Source organism: Agromyces sp. NPDC057679, assembly GCF_042799635.1.
Lineage (GTDB): Bacteria > Actinomycetota > Actinomycetes > Actinomycetales > Microbacteriaceae > Agromyces.
The window spans coordinates 1,183,826-1,202,147 of the sequence record NZ_JBHVIK010000001.1 but is presented as its reverse complement, the minus strand read 5'-3'; the positions used below and the strand labels follow the sequence as shown (position 1 = coordinate 1,202,147).

General features: G+C 69.3%; 14 protein-coding genes and 2 tRNA genes. 5 read left to right on the top strand and 11 right to left on the bottom strand.

Going from position 1 to position 18,322, the window contains the following annotated elements:
- The first annotated feature begins 50 nt into the window (after positions 1-50).
- Positions 51-122, top strand: a tRNA-Thr gene (locus ACFVAJ_RS05365).
- A 44-nt stretch (positions 123-166) separates the two neighbouring features.
- Positions 167-240: transfer RNA gene (locus ACFVAJ_RS05360), tRNA-Met, on the top strand.
- Positions 241-335: 95 nt separating this feature from the next.
- On the opposite strand, the gene ACFVAJ_RS05355 is transcribed toward ACFVAJ_RS05360, so the two are convergent.
- The gene (locus ACFVAJ_RS05355; RefSeq protein WP_376941845.1) at positions 336-1,295 is read right to left on the bottom strand and encodes a hypothetical protein; all 960 of its coding nucleotides are present in this window, start codon (positions 1,293-1,295) and stop codon (positions 336-338) included.
- 230 nt (positions 1,296-1,525) lie between these two features.
- Here ACFVAJ_RS05355 and ACFVAJ_RS05350 point away from each other — a divergent pair, with 230 nt between their 5' ends.
- The 3 genes from ACFVAJ_RS05350 to pcp all read left to right on the top strand — a co-directional run bounded on the left by ACFVAJ_RS05350 (position 1,526) and on the right by pcp (position 3,364).
- Complete coding sequence (locus ACFVAJ_RS05350) at positions 1,526-1,873, top strand: GntR family transcriptional regulator (protein ID WP_376941843.1); 348 nt, start codon at positions 1,526-1,528, stop codon at positions 1,871-1,873.
- Between the two features lie 58 nt (positions 1,874-1,931).
- Entirely contained in the window at positions 1,932-2,519 is a 588-nt protein-coding gene (locus ACFVAJ_RS05345; RefSeq protein ID WP_376941841.1) for a hypothetical protein, read from the top strand.
- 197 nt (positions 2,520-2,716) lie between these two features.
- Complete coding sequence (pcp, locus tag ACFVAJ_RS05340) at positions 2,717-3,364, top strand: pyroglutamyl-peptidase I (protein WP_376941839.1); 648 nt, start codon at positions 2,717-2,719, stop codon at positions 3,362-3,364.
- A gap of 116 nt (positions 3,365-3,480) precedes the next feature.
- Here the strand turns inward: pcp and ACFVAJ_RS05335 are convergent, their stop codons facing one another.
- From ACFVAJ_RS05335 to ACFVAJ_RS05290, 10 genes are all read right to left on the bottom strand, one after another.
- Positions 3,481-6,321, bottom strand: coding sequence for a glycoside hydrolase N-terminal domain-containing protein (locus tag ACFVAJ_RS05335; protein ID WP_376941837.1), 2,841 nt, complete (start codon positions 6,319-6,321; stop codon positions 3,481-3,483).
- Between the two features lie 353 nt (positions 6,322-6,674).
- Positions 6,675-8,120 (bottom strand): rhamnulokinase family protein, encoded by a 1,446-nt coding sequence (locus tag ACFVAJ_RS05330; RefSeq protein ID WP_376941835.1) that lies wholly within the window; start codon positions 8,118-8,120, stop codon positions 6,675-6,677.
- Positions 8,117-10,168: a bifunctional aldolase/short-chain dehydrogenase gene (locus tag ACFVAJ_RS05325; protein ID WP_376941833.1), complete on the bottom strand. Its 2,052-nt coding sequence runs from the start codon at positions 10,166-10,168 to the stop codon at positions 8,117-8,119. Before ACFVAJ_RS05325 ends, ACFVAJ_RS05330 begins: the two co-directional genes overlap by 4 nt.
- Before the next feature lie 2 nt (positions 10,169-10,170).
- Entirely contained in the window at positions 10,171-11,328 is a 1,158-nt protein-coding gene (rhaI, locus tag ACFVAJ_RS05320) for an L-rhamnose isomerase (RefSeq protein ID WP_376942478.1), read from the bottom strand.
- Positions 11,329-11,333: 5 nt separating this feature from the next.
- Positions 11,334-11,762: an L-rhamnose mutarotase gene (locus ACFVAJ_RS05315; protein WP_376941831.1), complete on the bottom strand. Its 429-nt coding sequence runs from the start codon at positions 11,760-11,762 to the stop codon at positions 11,334-11,336.
- 99 nt (positions 11,763-11,861) lie between these two features.
- On the bottom strand, positions 11,862-13,307 hold the full coding sequence (locus ACFVAJ_RS05310) for an arabinose isomerase (protein WP_376941829.1): 1,446 nt from the start codon (positions 13,305-13,307) through the stop codon (positions 11,862-11,864).
- 173 nt (positions 13,308-13,480) lie between these two features.
- Positions 13,481-14,551 (bottom strand): rhamnose ABC transporter substrate-binding protein, encoded by a 1,071-nt coding sequence (gene rhaS, locus ACFVAJ_RS05305; protein WP_376941827.1) that lies wholly within the window; start codon positions 14,549-14,551, stop codon positions 13,481-13,483.
- Between the two features lie 29 nt (positions 14,552-14,580).
- A complete protein-coding gene (locus ACFVAJ_RS05300; protein WP_376941825.1) occupies positions 14,581-15,696 on the bottom strand; it encodes an ABC transporter permease in 1,116 nt (371 codons plus the stop codon).
- Positions 15,689-16,750: an ABC transporter permease gene (locus ACFVAJ_RS05295; protein ID WP_376941823.1), complete on the bottom strand. Its 1,062-nt coding sequence runs from the start codon at positions 16,748-16,750 to the stop codon at positions 15,689-15,691. Before ACFVAJ_RS05295 ends, ACFVAJ_RS05300 begins: the two co-directional genes overlap by 8 nt.
- Positions 16,747-18,282: a sugar ABC transporter ATP-binding protein gene (locus ACFVAJ_RS05290; RefSeq protein ID WP_376941821.1), complete on the bottom strand. Its 1,536-nt coding sequence runs from the start codon at positions 18,280-18,282 to the stop codon at positions 16,747-16,749. Before ACFVAJ_RS05290 ends, ACFVAJ_RS05295 begins: the two co-directional genes overlap by 4 nt.
- Between the last annotated feature and the right edge of the window lie 40 nt (positions 18,283-18,322).

Sequence of the window (18,322 nt, the reverse complement as noted above, 5' to 3'; positions counted from 1 at the left end):
AGCACCCTCTGAGAGGTGATATCCTCGTACGGTTGCCGAATGCGGCACACGCCCCGATAGCTCAGTGGTAGAGCACTTCCATGGTAAGGAAGGGGTCGTCAGTTCAATCCTGACTCGGGGCTCTGGTTCTCGGTTCGAGCGTTCGCGTCTCGGCCGGAAGCCTCGCGGCGGGGTAGCTCAGGTGGTTAGAGCACACGGCTCATAATCGTGGTGTCGCGGGTTCGAGTCCCGCCCTCGCTACCGCGAAAACCCCCGGTCCTGCCGGGGGTTTCGTCGTTTCACGGCGCGGTCGGGTTGGTCCCGGTGTCGGACGTTCCTCGGTCGTTGCGACCCCGTCATCCGGTGCACGCGCACTCGGGGACGCCGTGGGGCAGGATCGGGAGGAACTCCACGTTCACCGTTCCGAAATCTGGAAACTCGGTCGACATGGTGAACGGGTCCAGGCGCTCGCGGACGGCGAGCAGGACCCGCTCGCCCTCGGGCGGCGGGCCGGAGTCCTCGACGCCCCATCCGGCACGGACGAGCGCGTCGACGACGGATTGCGCCTGCGCCGGTGTGACCTGGCGACAGCCGAGGATGTCGTAACTCGGCGACGACGGGCTCGCCGCGTAGGCGTCGGTCCGGGGGTCGATCGAGGTGTATCGCGGACCAGCTGCGAGTATTGCGGATGCGTTCCTCGGGAGAAGCGGCAGCACGGCGTCGTGCACGTGGGGAGGGTCGCCCTCCTCGTCCCCGGACGAGCAGATCGCGTATCCCGGCGGCACGTAGGGGGTGGTCGGTCGTTGCGCCCAGGCATCGGCCGGAAGCCAATCGTCGAAGTCCCTGAGCTGAATGACGACGCGGTCGAACTCCGCGACCTCGGCATCTCCGTCACGCCCTCGTGGTTGCCAGGCCGTCGTCAGGGTGCCGCCGACGCGAAGCTGCAGGAACGCGCCCGACCCGGACTCCGAGGCCTCCGCATGCCGGTCGGGGTCGAGGATGCCGCTCGCGACGATCCCGGCACGAAGCAGTTCGACGCCGTGCGGTGTCAAGCGCCGCTCGTTCCAGGGTCCGCTGGAGAGGACCAATCCGTTGTCGTACACGTAGACCATGGCGTCGCCCCCGCCGGTGGACCAGTGCGTGGTGAACGAGGCGACGAGCTCGGCGCCCGCGCCGGGGTTCGCCGGAACCGCATCGACGAGTGCGGCCCCGAGGTTCGGCCTGCTCGCACCGGTCGGCTCGGCGGCGCCGAACGAGAGCACGGCCAGCCACGTCGCCGACGCGAGTGCCGCGATGCCGACCAGGCCGATCGCCACGCGACGGCGGCGCGCCCGGTGGCGCGCCTCTCGGATCAGTGCCTCGACATCGCCCTGATCGGCACGCGACGCGTGACGTCGCGGACCTCGTCTCGCTTCTTCGATGTGGGCTTCGCCGCCCCGGTCCGGCTCGACGGTGGAATCGGCATCGTGGGAGTCGGGCCGGCGTGGCGGTGCGGTGACCACCATGATCCGTCCCTTCCTTCGATGATGCTAGCATAGATAGCATCATGGTGCACCTCGAAGTCGACAAGAACGAATCGGTCGACCTCCACGAACAGGTCGCCGGCGAGATCCGCCGTGCCATCGCCGACGGCGAGGCGAACCCGGGCGACCGATTGCCGCCCGCGAAGGACCTCGCCGCCGTCCTCGGCGTCAACGCCAACACCGTGCTGCGCGCGTTCCGGACCCTGCGCGACGAGGGCCTGCTGGAGTTCCGGCGGGGTCGAGGGGTCTCCGTGGCCGGCTCTCCCGAGCGGGGCGAGGTGGTTCGCCGATCTCGTGAGCTCGTCGAGTACGCGCGACGCCACGGCTACCGGCTCGACGAACTCATGGACATCATCCGCGGCGTCGGGTGATGTCGTGGGGCTACGACACGCGACCATCCGCACGACTCGGTGCTCATAGGATGCGTGCATGACCTTCTGGCAGGAGTATCAGGGCTTCATCATCGTCGGGGCGCTCATCGTGCTCGTCTTCCTTCTCATCGGAGCCCGTGCGTGGGTTCGCCGAACCTCGGCATCGGCCGCCGACGCCGCCCGTACGGGCAAGACGTGGCAGGACTCGAGCGGCACGGGGGTCGACGGCAAGCTGGCGTCGCTCGCGACCGTCGTGCGGTTCCCCGTCGACCTCGACACCGCGGCCGCCGCACTCGACGGTGCGGCGCTGCCTCGCTTCTGGGAGCACCCGTCCCGCCTCGAGTGGCACATGAAGGCCACGAAGATCGAGGCCGACGCCTCGACGGTCGCGCGTCTCGAATCCGGGCCGGCCGGCACGCAGCTGGTGCTCGTGCGCGGTGCCGACATGAGCGGAGTCCCGGTCAGCGAGCCCGACTGGCGCAAGCTGCGCGCGAGCGCGCTCAAGGCGGCGCAGGCGGCCGGCATCTCGGCGAGCGAAGAGGTCTCGGGCCAGCTGGTCCGCACGCCGACGACCGACGTGTCGGGGCTCGAACCCGGTGCCGCATCCCGGAGCCCGCATCTCTGGCTGCGGGCGGCCGGAAACTGACCCGCGACGGCGCCGCGCAGCTCCGACGTTCCTGCACCGGTATCCGCCCTCGTCGTCCGAGCCGTCGATCGTCTCGGTCAGCTCGTCGGGTCGCCCGGAGTCCCAGCGTGGTTCCGGGCGTTTCGGGCGTCCGGGTTCGCGGGGTCCGGTGAGGTGATCCGGGGACCTCGGCGTTCACTCGGGGGAGGAAGGATCACATGAAGATCCTCATCACCGGCTTCGAGCCCTTCGGCGGTGAAGCGACCAATCCTTCGTGGCAGGCGGTCAGCGCCCTGCCCGATTCCGTCGCGGGCGCGGAGATCGTCAAGCTCGAGATCCCGGTCGTGTTCGGCCGCTCGGCCGACGTCGTCCGTGCTGCCGTCGTCGAGCACGACCCCGACGTGATCATCAGCGTCGGCCAGGCAGGAGGACGTCTCGCGGTCAGTCCCGAGCGCGTCGCCATCAACGTCGACGACGGGGGCATCCCCGACAACGACGGGTATCAGCCCATCGACACGACGATCCGCGAGGACGGACCCGCCGCCTACTTCACGTCCCTGCCCGTGAAAGCGATGGTGACGGCGATGCGCAAGGCGGGCATCCCGTCGCAGGTGTCCAACACGGCGGGCACCTACGTGTGCAACCACATCATGTACCAGGTCCTGTACCTGATCGACTACGAGTTCCCCGGCAAGCGCGGCGGTTTCGTCCACGTCCCGTACTCGCCGCAGCAGGTCGCCGACCATCCGGCCCAGCCGTCGATGGGGATCGACGACATGGTCATCGCCCTCGTGGCCGGCCTCGAGGCCGTCTTGGCCGATACCGGCAAGCCCGACGAGCGGGCCGTCGGGGGAGCGGTCCACTGACCGACGACTGACAGCCACGCTCGCATTCCGACTGCCGACCCTCGTGGGGATCGGCGGGATCGTCGGCAACGCCGGGTGCGCCCGGTGACCGAGATCACCGGGCGCACCCTGCCGACTCAGCGGTAGGAATCGGCGAGCGCGTCCAACGAGTCGACCAACCCTGCGCTTGCCTTGCCCTTCCGGGCGGCGTTCTCGAGCTGCGCGATGATCGCGCGGCTCGACGCGGAGGTCGACTCGAGGTGCTGCGCCTGGGCGAGGTGCCCTCGAACCTGCTCGGCTGCCGCGGCGGTGATCTCGCCGAGACCCTCGGCACGGTCGACATGCCACTCGGCGTTGTCGAAGCCGGGGCCGTCGGGTTCGAAGGCGATCGTGTAGGTCTCGCCCACGGTCGTTTCGAACGAGATCTCATCGGAGCCGTCGGCCGCCACCGCCACGAGCTTGCCATCGGAGTCCTTCACCGTGGTCTCCGCGATGCCCGGGTGGTCACCGACGAAGGTGCCGCCGTTGCGTGCGGTCACCTCGAATCGCGTCGCTTCGCCGTCGCTCCAGTCCATGCCGATCACGAAGTTGCCGCGAGCCACGAGGCCGTCGACACTGCCGTCCTTCCACGCGCTCGGCAGGGCCGGGAGGAACTGCGTGTAGCCGAGCTGGCTCTGCACGAGCATCTCGGTCATGCCCGCGGTGAGACCGAAGTTGCCATCGATCTGGAACGGCGGGTGGGAATCCAGCAGGTTGTCCATCAGCCCGTTGCGGTTTCCGGACAGCATCGCCCGCACCATCGAGTACGTGTCCTCGGCGAGGCCGGTCCGGGCGTACATGTTGATCTTCATCGCCTTGGACCAGCCCGTGCCGTTCAGGCTTCGCTGCTCGAGCGACGTGATGGCGGCATCCATCCACTCGGGAGTGTCCTTGCTGATCAGCGTGCCCGGGAACAGCCCGACGAGCTGAGAGGTATGGCGGTGCACCGAACCCTGGTTGGCCGAGCCTCCTGCTCCGAAGTTCCAGATGCTCTCCTCCGGCAGGTCGCCGGCTTGCGCCTTGCCGAGGGAGGTCTCCTCGTACCACTCCTTCACCTGGCCCTGCTGCCCGATGGCGATGGGGTCGAGCTGCGATTGCTTGTCCTGCCACACGGTGCGCAGCTCGGCGTCGACGCCGAGCTTCTCGGAGGCCTCGATCGCCATTCGATAGAGCTCCCACACCAGCGACTGGTCGTAGGCGGTGCCCACGGCGGTCGGACCGTGTTCGGCCGAGACGCCCGGAGCCACAGTCAGCCGCTGCTGGTACGGGCTGTACCAGAGGTACTCGTTCCAGAACTCGGCCATCTCTTTGAGCATGGGGTACGCGGTGTCGCGCAGGTAGGTCTCGTCGCCTGTGAAGAGGTAGTAGTCGTAGAGGTTCTGCATCGCCCACGACGATCCGCCGACGTTCCAGCCGTACTCCTGTGAACCGATCGGGGCGGTGTGCCCGAACGGGTTCACCTGGGTGTTGATGAGGAAGCCGTTGCCGGAACCGATCGGCGTGTTCGCGAAGTCTTCGGTCTTCACGGCGGCCGAGCGTTCGGCCGTCAGCCGGCCCGGGATCACGAGCGACTCGACGTACTCGTTGAACGGCACCTGGGTCTCGGCGAGGTTGGTGATCATCGCCGGCCAGTAGTTCATCTGGACGTTGACGTTGAAGTGGTAGTCGGCGCCCCAGAAGGCGTTCGCGCTGCCGATCATCCAGAGTCCGCAGAGGTTGGTGGGAAGGTCTCCGATTCGTGAGCCGGCGATGCTGAGGTAGCGACCGAACTGGTACGCCAACTGGTCGACCGCCAGATCGTGCTCGCCGGCGCGGTAGTCGCGCATCAACTGATCGGTCGGGATGTCGGGCACCGTCGCGCCCACGTCGAAGTTCACCCGGGAGAACAGCTCCTGGTAGTCGGCAAGGTGACGGTCGAGTACGACCTCGTACCCGTCGGCCACGGCGGAGTCCACGCGCTGGGTGAGCTCGGCGTGAGGATCCTCGCCTCGGTACGTCGGGTACTCGTTCTCGTAGTCCGTCCCGGTCGAGTAGACGAGCGTCACCTCGTCGGCGGCGGTGACCGTCAGTGTGCGCCCATCGCTGCTCGAGACCGTTCCGCCCTGGTTCTCGAGCTTGAGCTGCATCTCGGCCCGCATCTGGTTGTCAGCGACCTGCCCCGCGAGGGTGACCCGCTTCTCGTCCGCGTCGGCCGTGGCAATCGTGCTCAGCCCGCTCGCCGCCGCGGTCGACGTCGTGAAACTGAGCTTTCCCGGCTCGGACGCGGTCAGGCGAACCACCGCGACCTGGTCGGGGTAGCTCACGAAGTACTCGCGCTCGAAGTGCACGCCGTCATGGTCGAAGTTCACGGTCGAGACCGCGGTGGTGAGGTCGAGGTCTCGGACGTAGTTCGACGCGGCGTCATCGGTGATTCCTGCGGCGCCGAAGTCGAGGTAGAGATCGCCGAAGTCTTGGTACATGCCCATGCCGCCGGTGTTGCCGAACATGAGGTTCGTGAGCTGGCGGTTGGCGCCGGTGGTGCCAGTGGCTGGGAGGCCGAAGACATTCGTCGCCTTGCTGTCGAGTGCCTGCCGGTACGTTTCGAGCTGCTCCGGCGTGAGCGCGGTGGCCTTGTTGCCGCCGAGGTAGGTTCGGCCGGCGGCAGGCCCGCCTCGCCACAGCGTCTTCTCGTTGAAGTGCAGACGCTCGCGCCCCGGGTTGCCGAACGCCATGAGGCCGGTGGTGCCGTTGCCCTGCACGAGTGCCTGGTTCTCCCAGTCGGAGACGGGTGCGGTGTACCACATGCGCAGTGCGTCGCCGCCGGACTCCGTGGCCTGCGCGGTCGGCGAGGACTCATCGATCGGTGAGCCGAGGGCACTCGAAGCGGTGATGGTGGAACCCAGCAGTGGCAGCGCGATGAGCGCCGCCAGCGCCGGGAGGACTCTATTTCGAAGGAACATGCCGACCTTTTCACGGGTGTCGATCCGCGGAGCTCCGACCCACCTGCTCGTCTTTCGAGCTGGCGGGCGCGTTCGTACAGAGCTCGCGTGATCAGCTGATGGCGGCCGATGGAACTGCGCGAGAGATCTGATGATTCATCGTGGTTTCGCGAACCCCATTGGCCTCGAAACGTGCAACTTCTGCTGTGAGTATGCCAAACCACGCGGCCTGACGTCAATGAAGCGAGATGGTTCGACCCGTTAAAGATCGGATGTGTCCGCCACTGCGGATGCCTCGACCGAAAATGCCGCAGCGACGTCGGCGGATCGTTTCCGATGCGCCGGGCTCGCGCCCGAGGCTGCGAGCGCCCGACTCAGCGACGCGGCTCGTACTGCACCGGCTCGAACGCCCGCACGACGAGCCCGCGCAGCGACTCGAGGTCGCCCGAGGCGAAGCCCTGCGCCCGCGCCTGGACGAGCACGTTACCGATGGCCGTCGCCTCGACGGGGCCGGCGAGCACCGGCAGGCCGGCTCGGTCGGCGGTGCGCCGGCAGAGGAGGCCGTTGAGGGCGCCGCCGCCGACGATGTGGATCGTCTCGATCCCGACCCCCGAGAGCGCGGAGGCGTCGCGGACCGCATCGGCGAAGGCCTGCGCCAGGCTCTCGACGATCGAACGGGTGAACTCGGCCCGGGTCTGCGGAGCGGCGACGCCGTGCTCGGCGCACCACTCGGCGATACGGCCGGGCAGGTCGCCGGGCGCCATGAACCGGGGGTCGTTCGCGTCGAACACCGGCATGGGACGGTCGACGGCGGCCGCGGCATCCAGCAGCTCGCCGAGCGCGATCGGCGAACCGTCGCGTTCCCACCAGCGCACCGATTCGCTGAGCAGCCACAGCCCCATGACGTTGTGCAGGAACCGCACGCGGCCGTCGACGCCGCCCTCGTTCGTGAAGTTGGCCTCGCGCGCCGCGTCGCTCGTGACCGCCTGCTCGAGTTCGACGCCGACGAGGCCCCAGGTGCCGCACGAGATGTACGCGGCCGACTCGGCCCGCATCGGTACGGCGACGACGGCGGATGCCGTGTCGTGCGAGCCGACGGCGACCACCTGGACGCCCTCGGGCGCACCGAGCTCGGCGGCGACGGCGGGGCGAAGCGGGCCGATCGCGGCTCCGGGCGACACGAGGGGCGGCAGCAGGGATGCCTCGAGCCCGAGCCGCTCGATCAGCTCGAGGTCCCACTCGCCGCTCGCGACCCCGAGCAGCCCGGTGGTCGATGCGTTCGTGCGCTCGGCCGCCGCGGCGCCCGTGAGCTGGAAGGCGATCAGGTCGGGGACGAGGAGGAGCGTGTCGGCGAAGCCGAGCCATCCCGTCGGCCGCTCGGCCGCGAGCTGGTAGACGGTGTTGAAGGGCAGGAACTGCAGCCCGTTGCGTCGGTAGAGCTCGCTGAACGGCACGATCGCGTGCACCTTGTCGACGGCGTTCGCGTTGCGCTCGTCGCGGTAGTGGAACGGCTCGCCGAGGAGGCGTCCGTCGCGCAGCAGCCCGTAGTCGACGGCCCACGAGTCGATGCCGATCGAGGCGATGCCCGGCTCGCGGCGGAACGCCTCGGCGAGGCCCTGCGTCAGGTCGCGGTAGAGGCCCGTGACATCCCAGTGCAGCCCGGACGCCAGGCGGACAGGGCCGTTCGCGAAGCGCGCGACCTGCTCGAGCTCGAGCCGTCCGGCCGCCTGGTCGACCTGGCCGACGACGACCCGGCCGCTCGTCGCACCCAGGTCGACCGCGGCGACCGAGCCCGCCGTGCCCCGGCCGCCCGTGGTCATCGCAGGAACGCGGCGGCGACGCCGGAGTCGACGGGGATGTGCAGGCCCGTAGTGCGGCTGAGCTCGGGACCGGTGAGCACGAACACCGCGTCGGCGACGTTCTCGGGCACGACCTCGCGCTTGAGGATCGTGCGGTTCGCGTAGAACTGGCCGAGGTCCTCCTCGTTCACGCCGTAGGTGGCGGCGCGGTTGGCACCCCAACCGCTCGCGAAGATACCGGACCCTCGCACGACGCCGTCGGGGTTGATGCCGTTGACGCGCACGCCGTGCTCGCCGAGCTCGACCGCGAGCAGGCGCACCTGGTGCGCCTGGTCGGCCTTCGTCGCCGAGTAGGCGATGTTGTTCGGCCCGGCGAAGACGGAGTTCTTCGAGGAGATGTAGATGATGTCGCCGCCGAGCCGCTGGTCGATGAGCACCCGGGCGGCGGCCTTGGACACGAGGAACGAGCCCTTCGCCATGACGTCGTGCTGCAGGTCCCAGTCCTTCTCGGTCGTCTCGAGGAGCGGCTTCGAGAGCGAGAGGCCCGCGTTGTTCACCACGAGGTCGACGCCGCCGAAGGCGAGCACCGCCTCGTTCAGTGCGGCCTGCACCGCGTCGGCGTCGGCGACGTTCGCGGCGACGCCGATCGCGACATCGCTCGAGCCGAGCTCGGCGGCGGCCGCCTGCGCCTTCTCGAGGTCGAGGTCGGCGACGACCACGCACGCCCCCTCGGCCGCGAGCCGGGTCGCGATGGCCTTGCCGATGCCGCTCGCGGCACCCGTGACGAGGGCGATGCGGCCCTGGTGGGTCTTGGGCTTCGGCATCCGCTGGAGCTTGGCCTCCTCGAGCGCCCAGTACTCGATGCGGAACTTCTCGGCGTCGGAGATGGGGGCGTACGTCGAGACCGACTCGGCGCCGCGCATCACGTTGATCGCGTTGACGTAGAACTCGCCGGCCACGCGCGCGGTCTGCTTGTTCGCACCGTACGAGAACATGCCGACGCCCGGCACGAGCACGATGAGGGGGTCGGCGCCGCGGATCGCGGGGCTCGACGCGTCCGCGTGGGCGTCGTAGTAGGCCTGGTAGTCGGCACGGTACTCGGCGTGCAGCTCGTGCAGGCGGGCGAGCTGCTCCTCGGTCGTCGCGGTCGCGGGCAGGTCGAGGAGGAGCGGCTTGACCTTCGTGCGCAGGAAGTGGTCGGGGCAGCTCGTGCCGAGCGCGGCGAGCGCCGGGGCCTTCTCGCTCGCGAGGAAGTCGAGCACGACGTCGCCGTCGGTGAAGTGGCCGACCATGACCCGGTCGTGCGAGGCGATGCCGCGGATCGTCGGGGCGAGGGCGGCGGCGCGCTCGCGGCGCTCGGCCTCGGGCAGCGCCTCGTAGCCGGCGCGCACGCCCCCGAAGGGCTGCGCGTCGCCGTGCTCGGCGAGGTAGGCGGCCGCGGTGTCGATGATCCGGAGCGAGGTCGCCTCGGCCTCGTCGGAGGTGTCGCCCCAGGCGGTGATGCCGTGGCCGCCGAGGATGCAGCCGATCGCCTGCGGGTTCGCGGCCTTGATCGCGGCGATGTCGAGCCCGAGCTGGAAGCCCGGGCGCCGCCACGGCACCCACACGACCTCCTGCACGCCCGCGGCGTCGGTGAAGATCTTCGCCGTCAGCGCCTCGCCGTCGGCGGCGGTCGCGATCGCGATGCCCGAGTCGGGGTGCAGGTGGTCGACGTGTGCCGCGTCGACGAGGCCGTGCATGGCCGTGTCGATCGACGGCGCCGCACCCCCCTTGCCGTGCAGGCAGTAGTCGAACGCGGCGACCATCTCGTCTTCGCGGTCGACGCCGGGGTAGACGCCCTTCAGCGCCTGCAGCCGGTCGAGCCGCAGCACCGCGAGGCCTGGCTCGGTGAGGGTGCCGAGGTCTCCGCCCGAGCCCTTCACCCACAGGAGCTCGACGGGCTCGCCCGTGACCGGGTCGGTCTCGGTGCCCTTGGCCGAGGTGTTGCCGCCCGCGTAGTTCGTGTTCTTCGGGTCGGCGCCGAGGCGGTTCGACCGGGCGATGAGCTCGGCCGCTGCCTGGTTCGTCATGATCACGCCCCCCAGCCGGCCTGCACGCCGCCGACGCGGTCGGCGGCGATCTGGGCGAGGTAGCCGGATGCCGCGAACGCGCGCATCGGGTCGGCCGGCAGGCCGCGCGACTCGCGCCACTCGGCGAGGGCGGGGCGCACGTCGGTGTAGAAGGCGTCCATGAAGACGCGGTTCGCCTCGAGCACGTCGCCCGACAACTGCGCGGCACGCAGCGCCTCGGCGTCGACGAGCAGGGCGCGGGCGGTCATCTCCTGCACGTTGAGCACGGAGCGGATCTGGCCGGGCACCTTGTCCTCGACGTTGTGGCACTGGTCGAGCATGAACGCCACGTCGGGGTGGTTGAAGCCGCCGCCGCGGATCACCTCGAAGATGATGCGGAACAGCTGGAACGGGTCGGCGGCGCCCACGATGAGGTCGTCGTCGGCGTAGAACCGCGAGTTGAAGTCGAACGAGCCGAGCTTGCCGAGGCGCAACAGCTGCATGACGATGAACTCGATGTTCGTGCCCGGCGCGTGGTGGCCGGTGTCGAGGCAGACCATCGCCTTGTCGCCGAGGGCGGCGACCTGGGCGTAGCTGGTACCCCAGTCGGGCACGTCGGTGTGATAGAACGCCGGCTCGAAGAACTTGTACTCGAGCACGAGGCGCTGTTCGTCGCCGAGACGGGCGTAGATCTCCTGCAGCGACTCGTGCAGGCGGTCCTGCCGGCCGCGCAGGTCGGCCTGGCCCGGGTAGTTCGAGCCCTCGGCGAGCCAGATCTTGAGGTCGCGGCTGCCGGTCGCGTGCATGATGTCGATGCACTCGAGGTGGTGGTCGATCGCCTTCCGCCGGACCGCCGCGTCCTCGTGGGTGAGCGCGCCGAACTTGTAGTCGTCGTCCTGGAAGGTGTTCGAGTTGATCGTGCCGAGCGAGACGCCGAGGCCTTCGGCGTGGCGCTTCAGGGCCTCGTAGTCGTCGACGCGGTCCCACGGGATGTGCAGGGCGACCGTCGGCGCGAGCGCCGTGTAGCGGTGCACCTGCGCGGCATCCGCGATCTTCTCGAAGGGATCGCGCGGGGTGCCCGGCGTCGCGAACACCTTGAAGCGCGTGCCCGAGTTGCCGAACGCCCAGCTCGGCAGCTCGACGGCCTGCAGTTCGAGCTGGTCGAGGACGGTGCTTGGAATGGTGCTCACGAGTCGCTGCTTTCTGTTCTGGTGCCGCTGCGGGCGGGGTCGGATGCCGCGTCGGCGTCGAGCGCGGCGAGCTGGTCCTCGAGGTGGAACACCTCGGTGAGCCTGAGGAAGCCCTCGTCGGGCGCGACGTCGAGGTCGACGAAGAAGTCGCCCATCTCGGCCTGCCAGCGGGCGTTCACCGCGGTGCGGGCCATCGCGGCCTGGGCGTCGACGATCGACGGCGTTTCGACGTAGCCGATGAGCAGCCCGTCGTCGCGGAGGAAGAGGGAGTAGTTGTGCCATCCGGTCGCCTCGAGCGCCCGGAGCATGTCGGGCCAGACGGCTGCGTGGCGCTCGCGGTACTCGTCGATGCGCTCGGGTTTCACCTGGAGTTGGAAGCACACGCGTTCGAAGTCGGGGGCGCCCGGAGCAGTGGTCTCGCTCATCTTCGCACTCCGTCCTCGTGGGAAATGAATCGTTTCAAGTGTAGATCATGCTGCGCCGCTCCGCCATGAGGAGCGCGCCCTTCGTCTCCGTGCACGTGGTCACACCTCTCGGTAGTCGATGCACAACAGCGAGGCCGCCGCGCGGTAGTCGCCGGCGCGATGACCGACCGACAGCGACCAGTGGTGGCCGATGCCGGTCGCGGACCATTCGTCGACCCACTCGCCGGGGTCGCGGCCGAAGTCGACGCGACTGGTCGTGTTGCCGATCGCGAGCAGCGGCCCGGGCACCACCGTGCCCTCCGACGCGACGAATGCGAGGCCACCGTCGCGGTCCTGACCGAGCCCCAACAGCGTGACCGGGCCCGGCTGCACGTCGAACTCGACTGAGACGCCCCAGCCGCGCTTGCCGTGGTACACGCCGAGGCCCCGGAGCAGCGGGTCGCGGGCCGACACCGCGAGATGCGCCGGGCCGTCGTGGCCCATCTCGACGACGCCGTCCTCGAAGTTGAGCGCCTGGATCTCGCAGAACGACCCGCCGGCGCCGACGACTTGCGTCGCGAGCTGTGCGACCGTGGTGCGGAGCTCGTACTCGCCGGTCGCGGGGATGCCCCTCGCCGTCAGCAGCGACGCTCCGAGGATCATGCCCGCCCCCAGGCGTTCGTGCTGCTCGCCGTCGAGTCCGCGATGGTAGTAGGCGAGCGAGTCGAGGTCGAAGTCCTCCACGAGGCGATCGAGCCCGACCGAGACGCGGGCGCCCCACGCGAAGTCCTCGTCGTTGACGGTGTCGTCGAGCGTGAAGATCTCGCGGGCGAGGGACATCCGTTCGTTCGTCTCCGCGTCGGTGACCTGCTCGACGCGCACCCGCAGGTCATCGAACTCGAGCACCTCCACGTGCGAGCCGAACGTGACGGGCAGCAGCGTGAGGTCGGTCGACACGTCGAGCATGCCCGGGTAGACGTGGCCCATGAGCCCGTGCCGCGCGTGGCGGAGTGCCGCGCGCACGTGCGCCGCGTTGATCCAGCGTTCGATGCGCTGCCACGCCGACTCCTGGCGCAGCCAGCCCGAGACGCTGCGGAACGGGATGCCCGCCCGCCGGAACACGTTGCCGACCTCGGGCACCGGGCATTGCCCGCAGTAGGCGAGCCACGCCCCCGTGTCGAACGAGGCGTGGTCCATCTTCTCGGTCGGCTGCAGGTCGATGACGAGCACGGGGGTGTTCGCGCGCTGCGCGATCGGCAGCACCATCGATGAGGTGAGGTAGGTGGTGAGGAAGAGCACGATCAGGTCGCAGTCGGCCTGCCGCAGCCGCTCGCCGGCGGCCGCACCCTCCTGCGCGTCGGAGATGAAGCCGACGTCGGTCACCTCGGCGTCCATTCCGCGGAAGCGCTCGGACACGTAGCGCGCCGACTCCTGCAGCTGCGGCAACAGGTCGGGGAACTGCGGCCAGTAGGTGCCGAGTCCGCCGGCGACCAGGCCGATCCGCGGCTTGCGTCGCGCCTTCGGCGGCAGCAGGCCGCTCACGTCGCGTGCGGGTGCGTCGGTCATGGATCGTCACTCCTTCGTGAGGTGGGGGGTCTGTCCACGGATTCGGCAGCTCCGCCGCCGTGCGCCCGTTGGGCGGGCGAGACGGCGGAACTCCGAAACGGCGTACAGGCGGGGGCCTGAACGGTGGGCGGATGCCGCGGCCGCGGCTCGCGGCATCCGCCCGGGTCGATCGACTAGAAGTCGTAGTCGTCGATGTTGTCGGCGTTGAACACCGTCGGCGGGCCGACGATGACGATGCCGCCCTCGCCGATCTCGCGCTCGCCGAGGTCGCCGGCCTCGAAGGTCTCGCCGACCTCGCCGGTGATGTCGCCGTCAGCGAGTGCCTTGCCGGCGAACGCCGCCACGTAACCCAGCTGCGCCGGGTCCCACAGGGCGAACTCGGTGACGGTGCCGTCCTTCACGAACGGGCGCATCTCGTTCGGGAGCCCGAGGCCGGTCAGCGCGACCTTGCCCTTGTACTCCGACTCGGAGAGGTAGCGCGCCGTCGCGGCGATGCCGACCGTCGTGGGCGAGATGATGCCCTTCAGGTTCGGGTACGCCTGCATCAGGCCCTGGGCCTCCTGGAACGACTTCGTGTCGTCGTCGTCGCCGTAGACCTTCGCGACGAGCTCGATGTCGGCGTAGTCGGGGTTCGACGCGAGCTCCTCCTCCATGAACTTGATCCACTCGTTCTGGTTGGTGGCGTTCGCGGTGGCCGAGAGGATCGCGATCTCGCCGGCGCCGCCGATCTGCTCGGCGATGAGCTCGACCTGGATGAGCGCGACCTCCTTGGCCACGACCTGGCTGATGAACACGTCGCGGCAGTCGGGGTTCGTGTCGGAGTCGAACGCGACGATCTTCGCACCGCCGCTGCGCGCCTCCTCGAGCGCGGAGCAGACCGCGTCGGGGTCGTTCGCCGCGATGACGATGACGTTCGTGCCCGCCTGGGTCTCGGCGTTGATGAACGAGACCTGGCTCGACGCGCTCGCGTCGAGCGGGCCGACGACCGCGCTCGAGGCGAATCCGGCAGCCTCGGCGCCCTCCTCGCCGCCGCCGAGCACGACGTCGGTGTACGGGTTGTTGAGCTGCTTCGGGATGAACGTGATCGTCTGGTCGCCCTCGGCGCCCGAGCCGCCGCCTGACCCCGAGTCTCCGCCTGTGGCGCAGCCCGTGGCGATGAGGGCGATGGTCGCCGCGGTCGCGGCGATAGTCGCGATCCGGCGGGTGCGTGTGCCCCGGCCGGTGCGAGTGCGGAACAACTCCATTGTCTCTTCCTTCCTTCGTGCGCCAGGTGCTAGGCGCGGACCGACCCCGAGGGCTGGGCCTGGGGGAGTTCTCGACGCACACGGCGATCGTGGCGTCGGCGTTTCACGGCATCGAAGATGCTCGGTGCGACGACCGAAGCGATCAACAGGGTGCCGGTGACGATGATGAGCACCACGTCGGAGACACGTCCGAGTCGCAGCGCGTAGTTGATCGTGCCAATGAGGAGCACACCGGCGACGACGCCGGGGATCGAGCCCTTGCCGCCGAAGATCGACACGCCGCCGAGGAGCACCGCAGCGATCACCGCGAGCTCGAGCCCGCTCGCATTGTCGGAGCGGGCGCTCGAGTAGCGGAGCGTCCAGAAGATGCCGGCGAGGGCCGACACGCCGCCGGAGGCGACGTAGAGCCAGAACTTCGATCGGGCGACGTGGATGCCCACGAACCTCGCAGCCTCGGCGCTGAACCCGAGGGCGTAGAGGCCGCGACCGAACGGGGTGAAATGCAGGATCACACCGAATACGACCACCACGAGCACCACGCCGATCATGACGGTGGGGATGCCGGTCGTGCCGATCTTGGAGGTGAAGAACCCCGTGAGCTCGGGCGGGAAGTTCGCGACGGCGTTATCGCCGATGACGACGAGCGCGAGCCCGCGGAACAACGCCAGGGTGCCGATCGTCACGGCGAGCGACGGAAGGCCGATGACGGCGACGAGGAAGCCGTTGAACATGCCGGCGAGCACGCCGATCACGAGCCCGAGGACGAGCACGATCCCGATGTCCCACCCGGCCTGCCAGAGCACCCCCATCAGTGCGCTCGTGAGGCCTGCGATCGAGGCGACCGACAGGTCGATCTCACCCGTGATGATGATGAGGGTCATCGGCATCGCGATGAGCAGCACCGGGATCACGTCCAGCAGCAGGAAGCCGGTGGTCACGGGCGATGCGAAGCGAGGGATGGAGACCATCGCGAGGATGACCGTCGCGATGAGCAGGTAGATCATGATCGCATCGCGCCCGAGCAGGATCCGGGCCCACCCGGTGCGGCCGCGCGGCTCGTCGCGGAGCGTCTTGGTCGTGTCGGCGGAGACCGCCGAGGTCGCGGTGGGCTCCACCATCTCGGTGGTGTGCTGCGTGTCAGACATCGCGTGCCTCGCTGAGTCGGAGTCGGCGAGCGGTTCGGATGCTCGCGACGCGGTCGATGATGATCGCGGCGAGGATGAGCACGCCCACGATCGCCTGCTGCCAGAACTTGTCGACCCGCAGCGCCGTGAGTGCGCTCGTGATCGTCGTGAGGAGGAGTGCGCCGATCGCAGCTCCCACCACGGAGCCGCTGCCGCCGAAGATCGCGACGCCGCCGACGACCGCCGCGGCGACGACGTCGAGCTCGAGGCCCGTTCCCGTCGTCGCTCCGACGGAGTTGAAGCGAGATGCGTAGAGCACGCCCGCGAGGCCGGCGAGGAGCCCGTTCACGGCGAAGGCGGTGAAGACCCGGCGCCCGACGGGAATGCCGAAGAGCTTCGCGGCATCGGGGTCGGATCCGATGGCGTAGAGGTCCCGCCCCGATCGTGTGCCCGCCATGACGATGGCGACGATGACCACGACGACGACTGCGAGCAGCGTGATGATCGGGAAGCCGAGGATCGTGTCGACGGAGAGGGCGCCGAACTCCTCGGGGCGGTCGCCCGCGAAGTACTGGGTGCCGCCGGCCCAGGCGTTGTTGAGGCCGCGGTAGATGTACAGCGTGCCGAGCGTGATGACGAGCGCGGGCACACGTGCGAGCGACACGAGGAGACCGTTGATCGCCCCGAGGATCGCACCGAAGGCGAGCCCGATCGCGAAGACCGCGATGATCGGGATGCCGGGCACGTTCGCGAAGAGCGATCCGGTGCCGAACGCGACGAGGCCGAGGATCGATCCGACCGAGAGATCGACGTTGCGCGTGATGATCACGATCGCCTGGCCGACGGCGAGGATGATGATGATCGTCGCGTTGAGCAGCAGGTCCTTCGTGCCCTGCGGCGAGAGGAAGAGCGGGTTCGCGAGGTACGTGACGAGCACGAGCACGATGAGCGCGAGCGCCACCGGGAACTCGCGCAGTCGCAGCAGCCCGGTGAGGCGTCCGCCACGGGCGGAAGCGGACTTCTCCGGCGGAGGCGTGGGTGCCGGGGTGGGCGTCGGCGTGACGGTGTCGGTCATTCGGCGTGCTCCCGTGAGGCGGTCGCCGCGTGCATCACGGCTTCAGGTGTGGCGTTCGCTCGATCGAGCTGTGCGGTGATTCGGCCTTCGTGCATGACGAGGACCCGGTCGGCCATGCCGAGCACCTCGGGAAGCTCCGACGAGATCATGAGGATCGCGATGCCGCGCCCCGCGAGGTCGGAGAGGAGCCGGTGGACCTCGGCCTTGGTGCCGACGTCGATGCCTCGGGTCGGCTCGTCGACGATGAGGAGCTTCGGCTCGGTGGCGAGCCATTTGGCCAGCACGACCTTCTGCTGGTTGCCGCCCGAGAGGGTCGCGACCGCATACTCCTGCGACCCCGTCTTCACTTGGAGGCGCTTCGTCCATTCCACGGCGGCAGCGCGTTCGCGGGCCCCGTTGATGAGTCCGAACCGGGCCAGGGAGTTGCGGAGGGTCAGCGTTGCGTTGCGCGCGACCGAGAGGTCCATGACGAGCCCCTGCTTGCGCCGGTCCTCGGGCACGAAGCCGATGCCGGCGTCGATCGCGGCCTGCGGATCGTGCGGGCGCAGCTGACGGCCGAGCAGTTCGACGCTGCCTCGGTCGTAGGCGTCGATGCCGAACACCGCCCGCGCCACTTCGGTGCGGCCGGCACCGACGAGTCCGGCGAGCGCGACGATCTCGCCGGAGCGCACCTCGAAGTCGATGTCGCTGAAGACGCCCGCACTCGAGAGCCCGGTGACCGTGAGCACGGCATCGCCGATCTCGGCCTCGACCTTGGGAAAGAGTTGGGCGATGTCGCGGCCGACCATCTCGCGCACGATCTCCGGCGTGGTGACGGCAGAGGTGTCATGCGTGCTGATGTAGCGACCGTCGCGCATGACGGTGATCCGGTCGGTGAGCGCGAAGATCTCGTCGAAGCGGTGCGAGATGAACAGGATCCCGGCGCCCCCGTCGCGGAGCCCGCGGGCCACGGCGAAGAGGCGTTCGACCTCGACCCCCGAGAGCGCCGCGGTCGGCTCGTCCATCACGAGCACCTTCGCGTCGAGGGAGATCGCCTTCGCGATCTCGATGATCTGCTGATCGGCGATCGAGAGACCCTCGGCGATGCGGTCGGGGTCGATCGGCACGCCGAGCCGCTCGAAGAGCGCGCGCGCCTCGGCGCGCATGCGACCACGGCTGATGAGGCCGCCCCGCCCCTTCGGCTGGCGTCCGATGAAGATGTTCTCGGCGACCGTGAGGTCGGGGAAGAGCGTCGGCTCCTGGTAGATCACGGAGATGCCCGCGGCCTTGCTGTCGGCGACGGTGCGGAAGGCGACCGGCTGCCCGTCGACGGTGAACTCGCCGGCGTCGGGGTGGTAGAGCCCGGCGAGGATCTTCACGAGCGTCGACTTGCCTGCGCCGTTCTCGCCGACGAGTGCGTGGATCTCGCCGGCACGCAGTTCGATCGTGCCGTCGGCCAGGGCGACGACGGGACCGAACGTCTTCGCGGCGTGGCGCAGGGCGAGCGCGGTCGGCGGCGGTGTGCCGACGTCGGTGGTCGGTTCTGGCGACATCGGTGTACGCACCTCCGCGTTGAGGAATGAATCGTTTCAG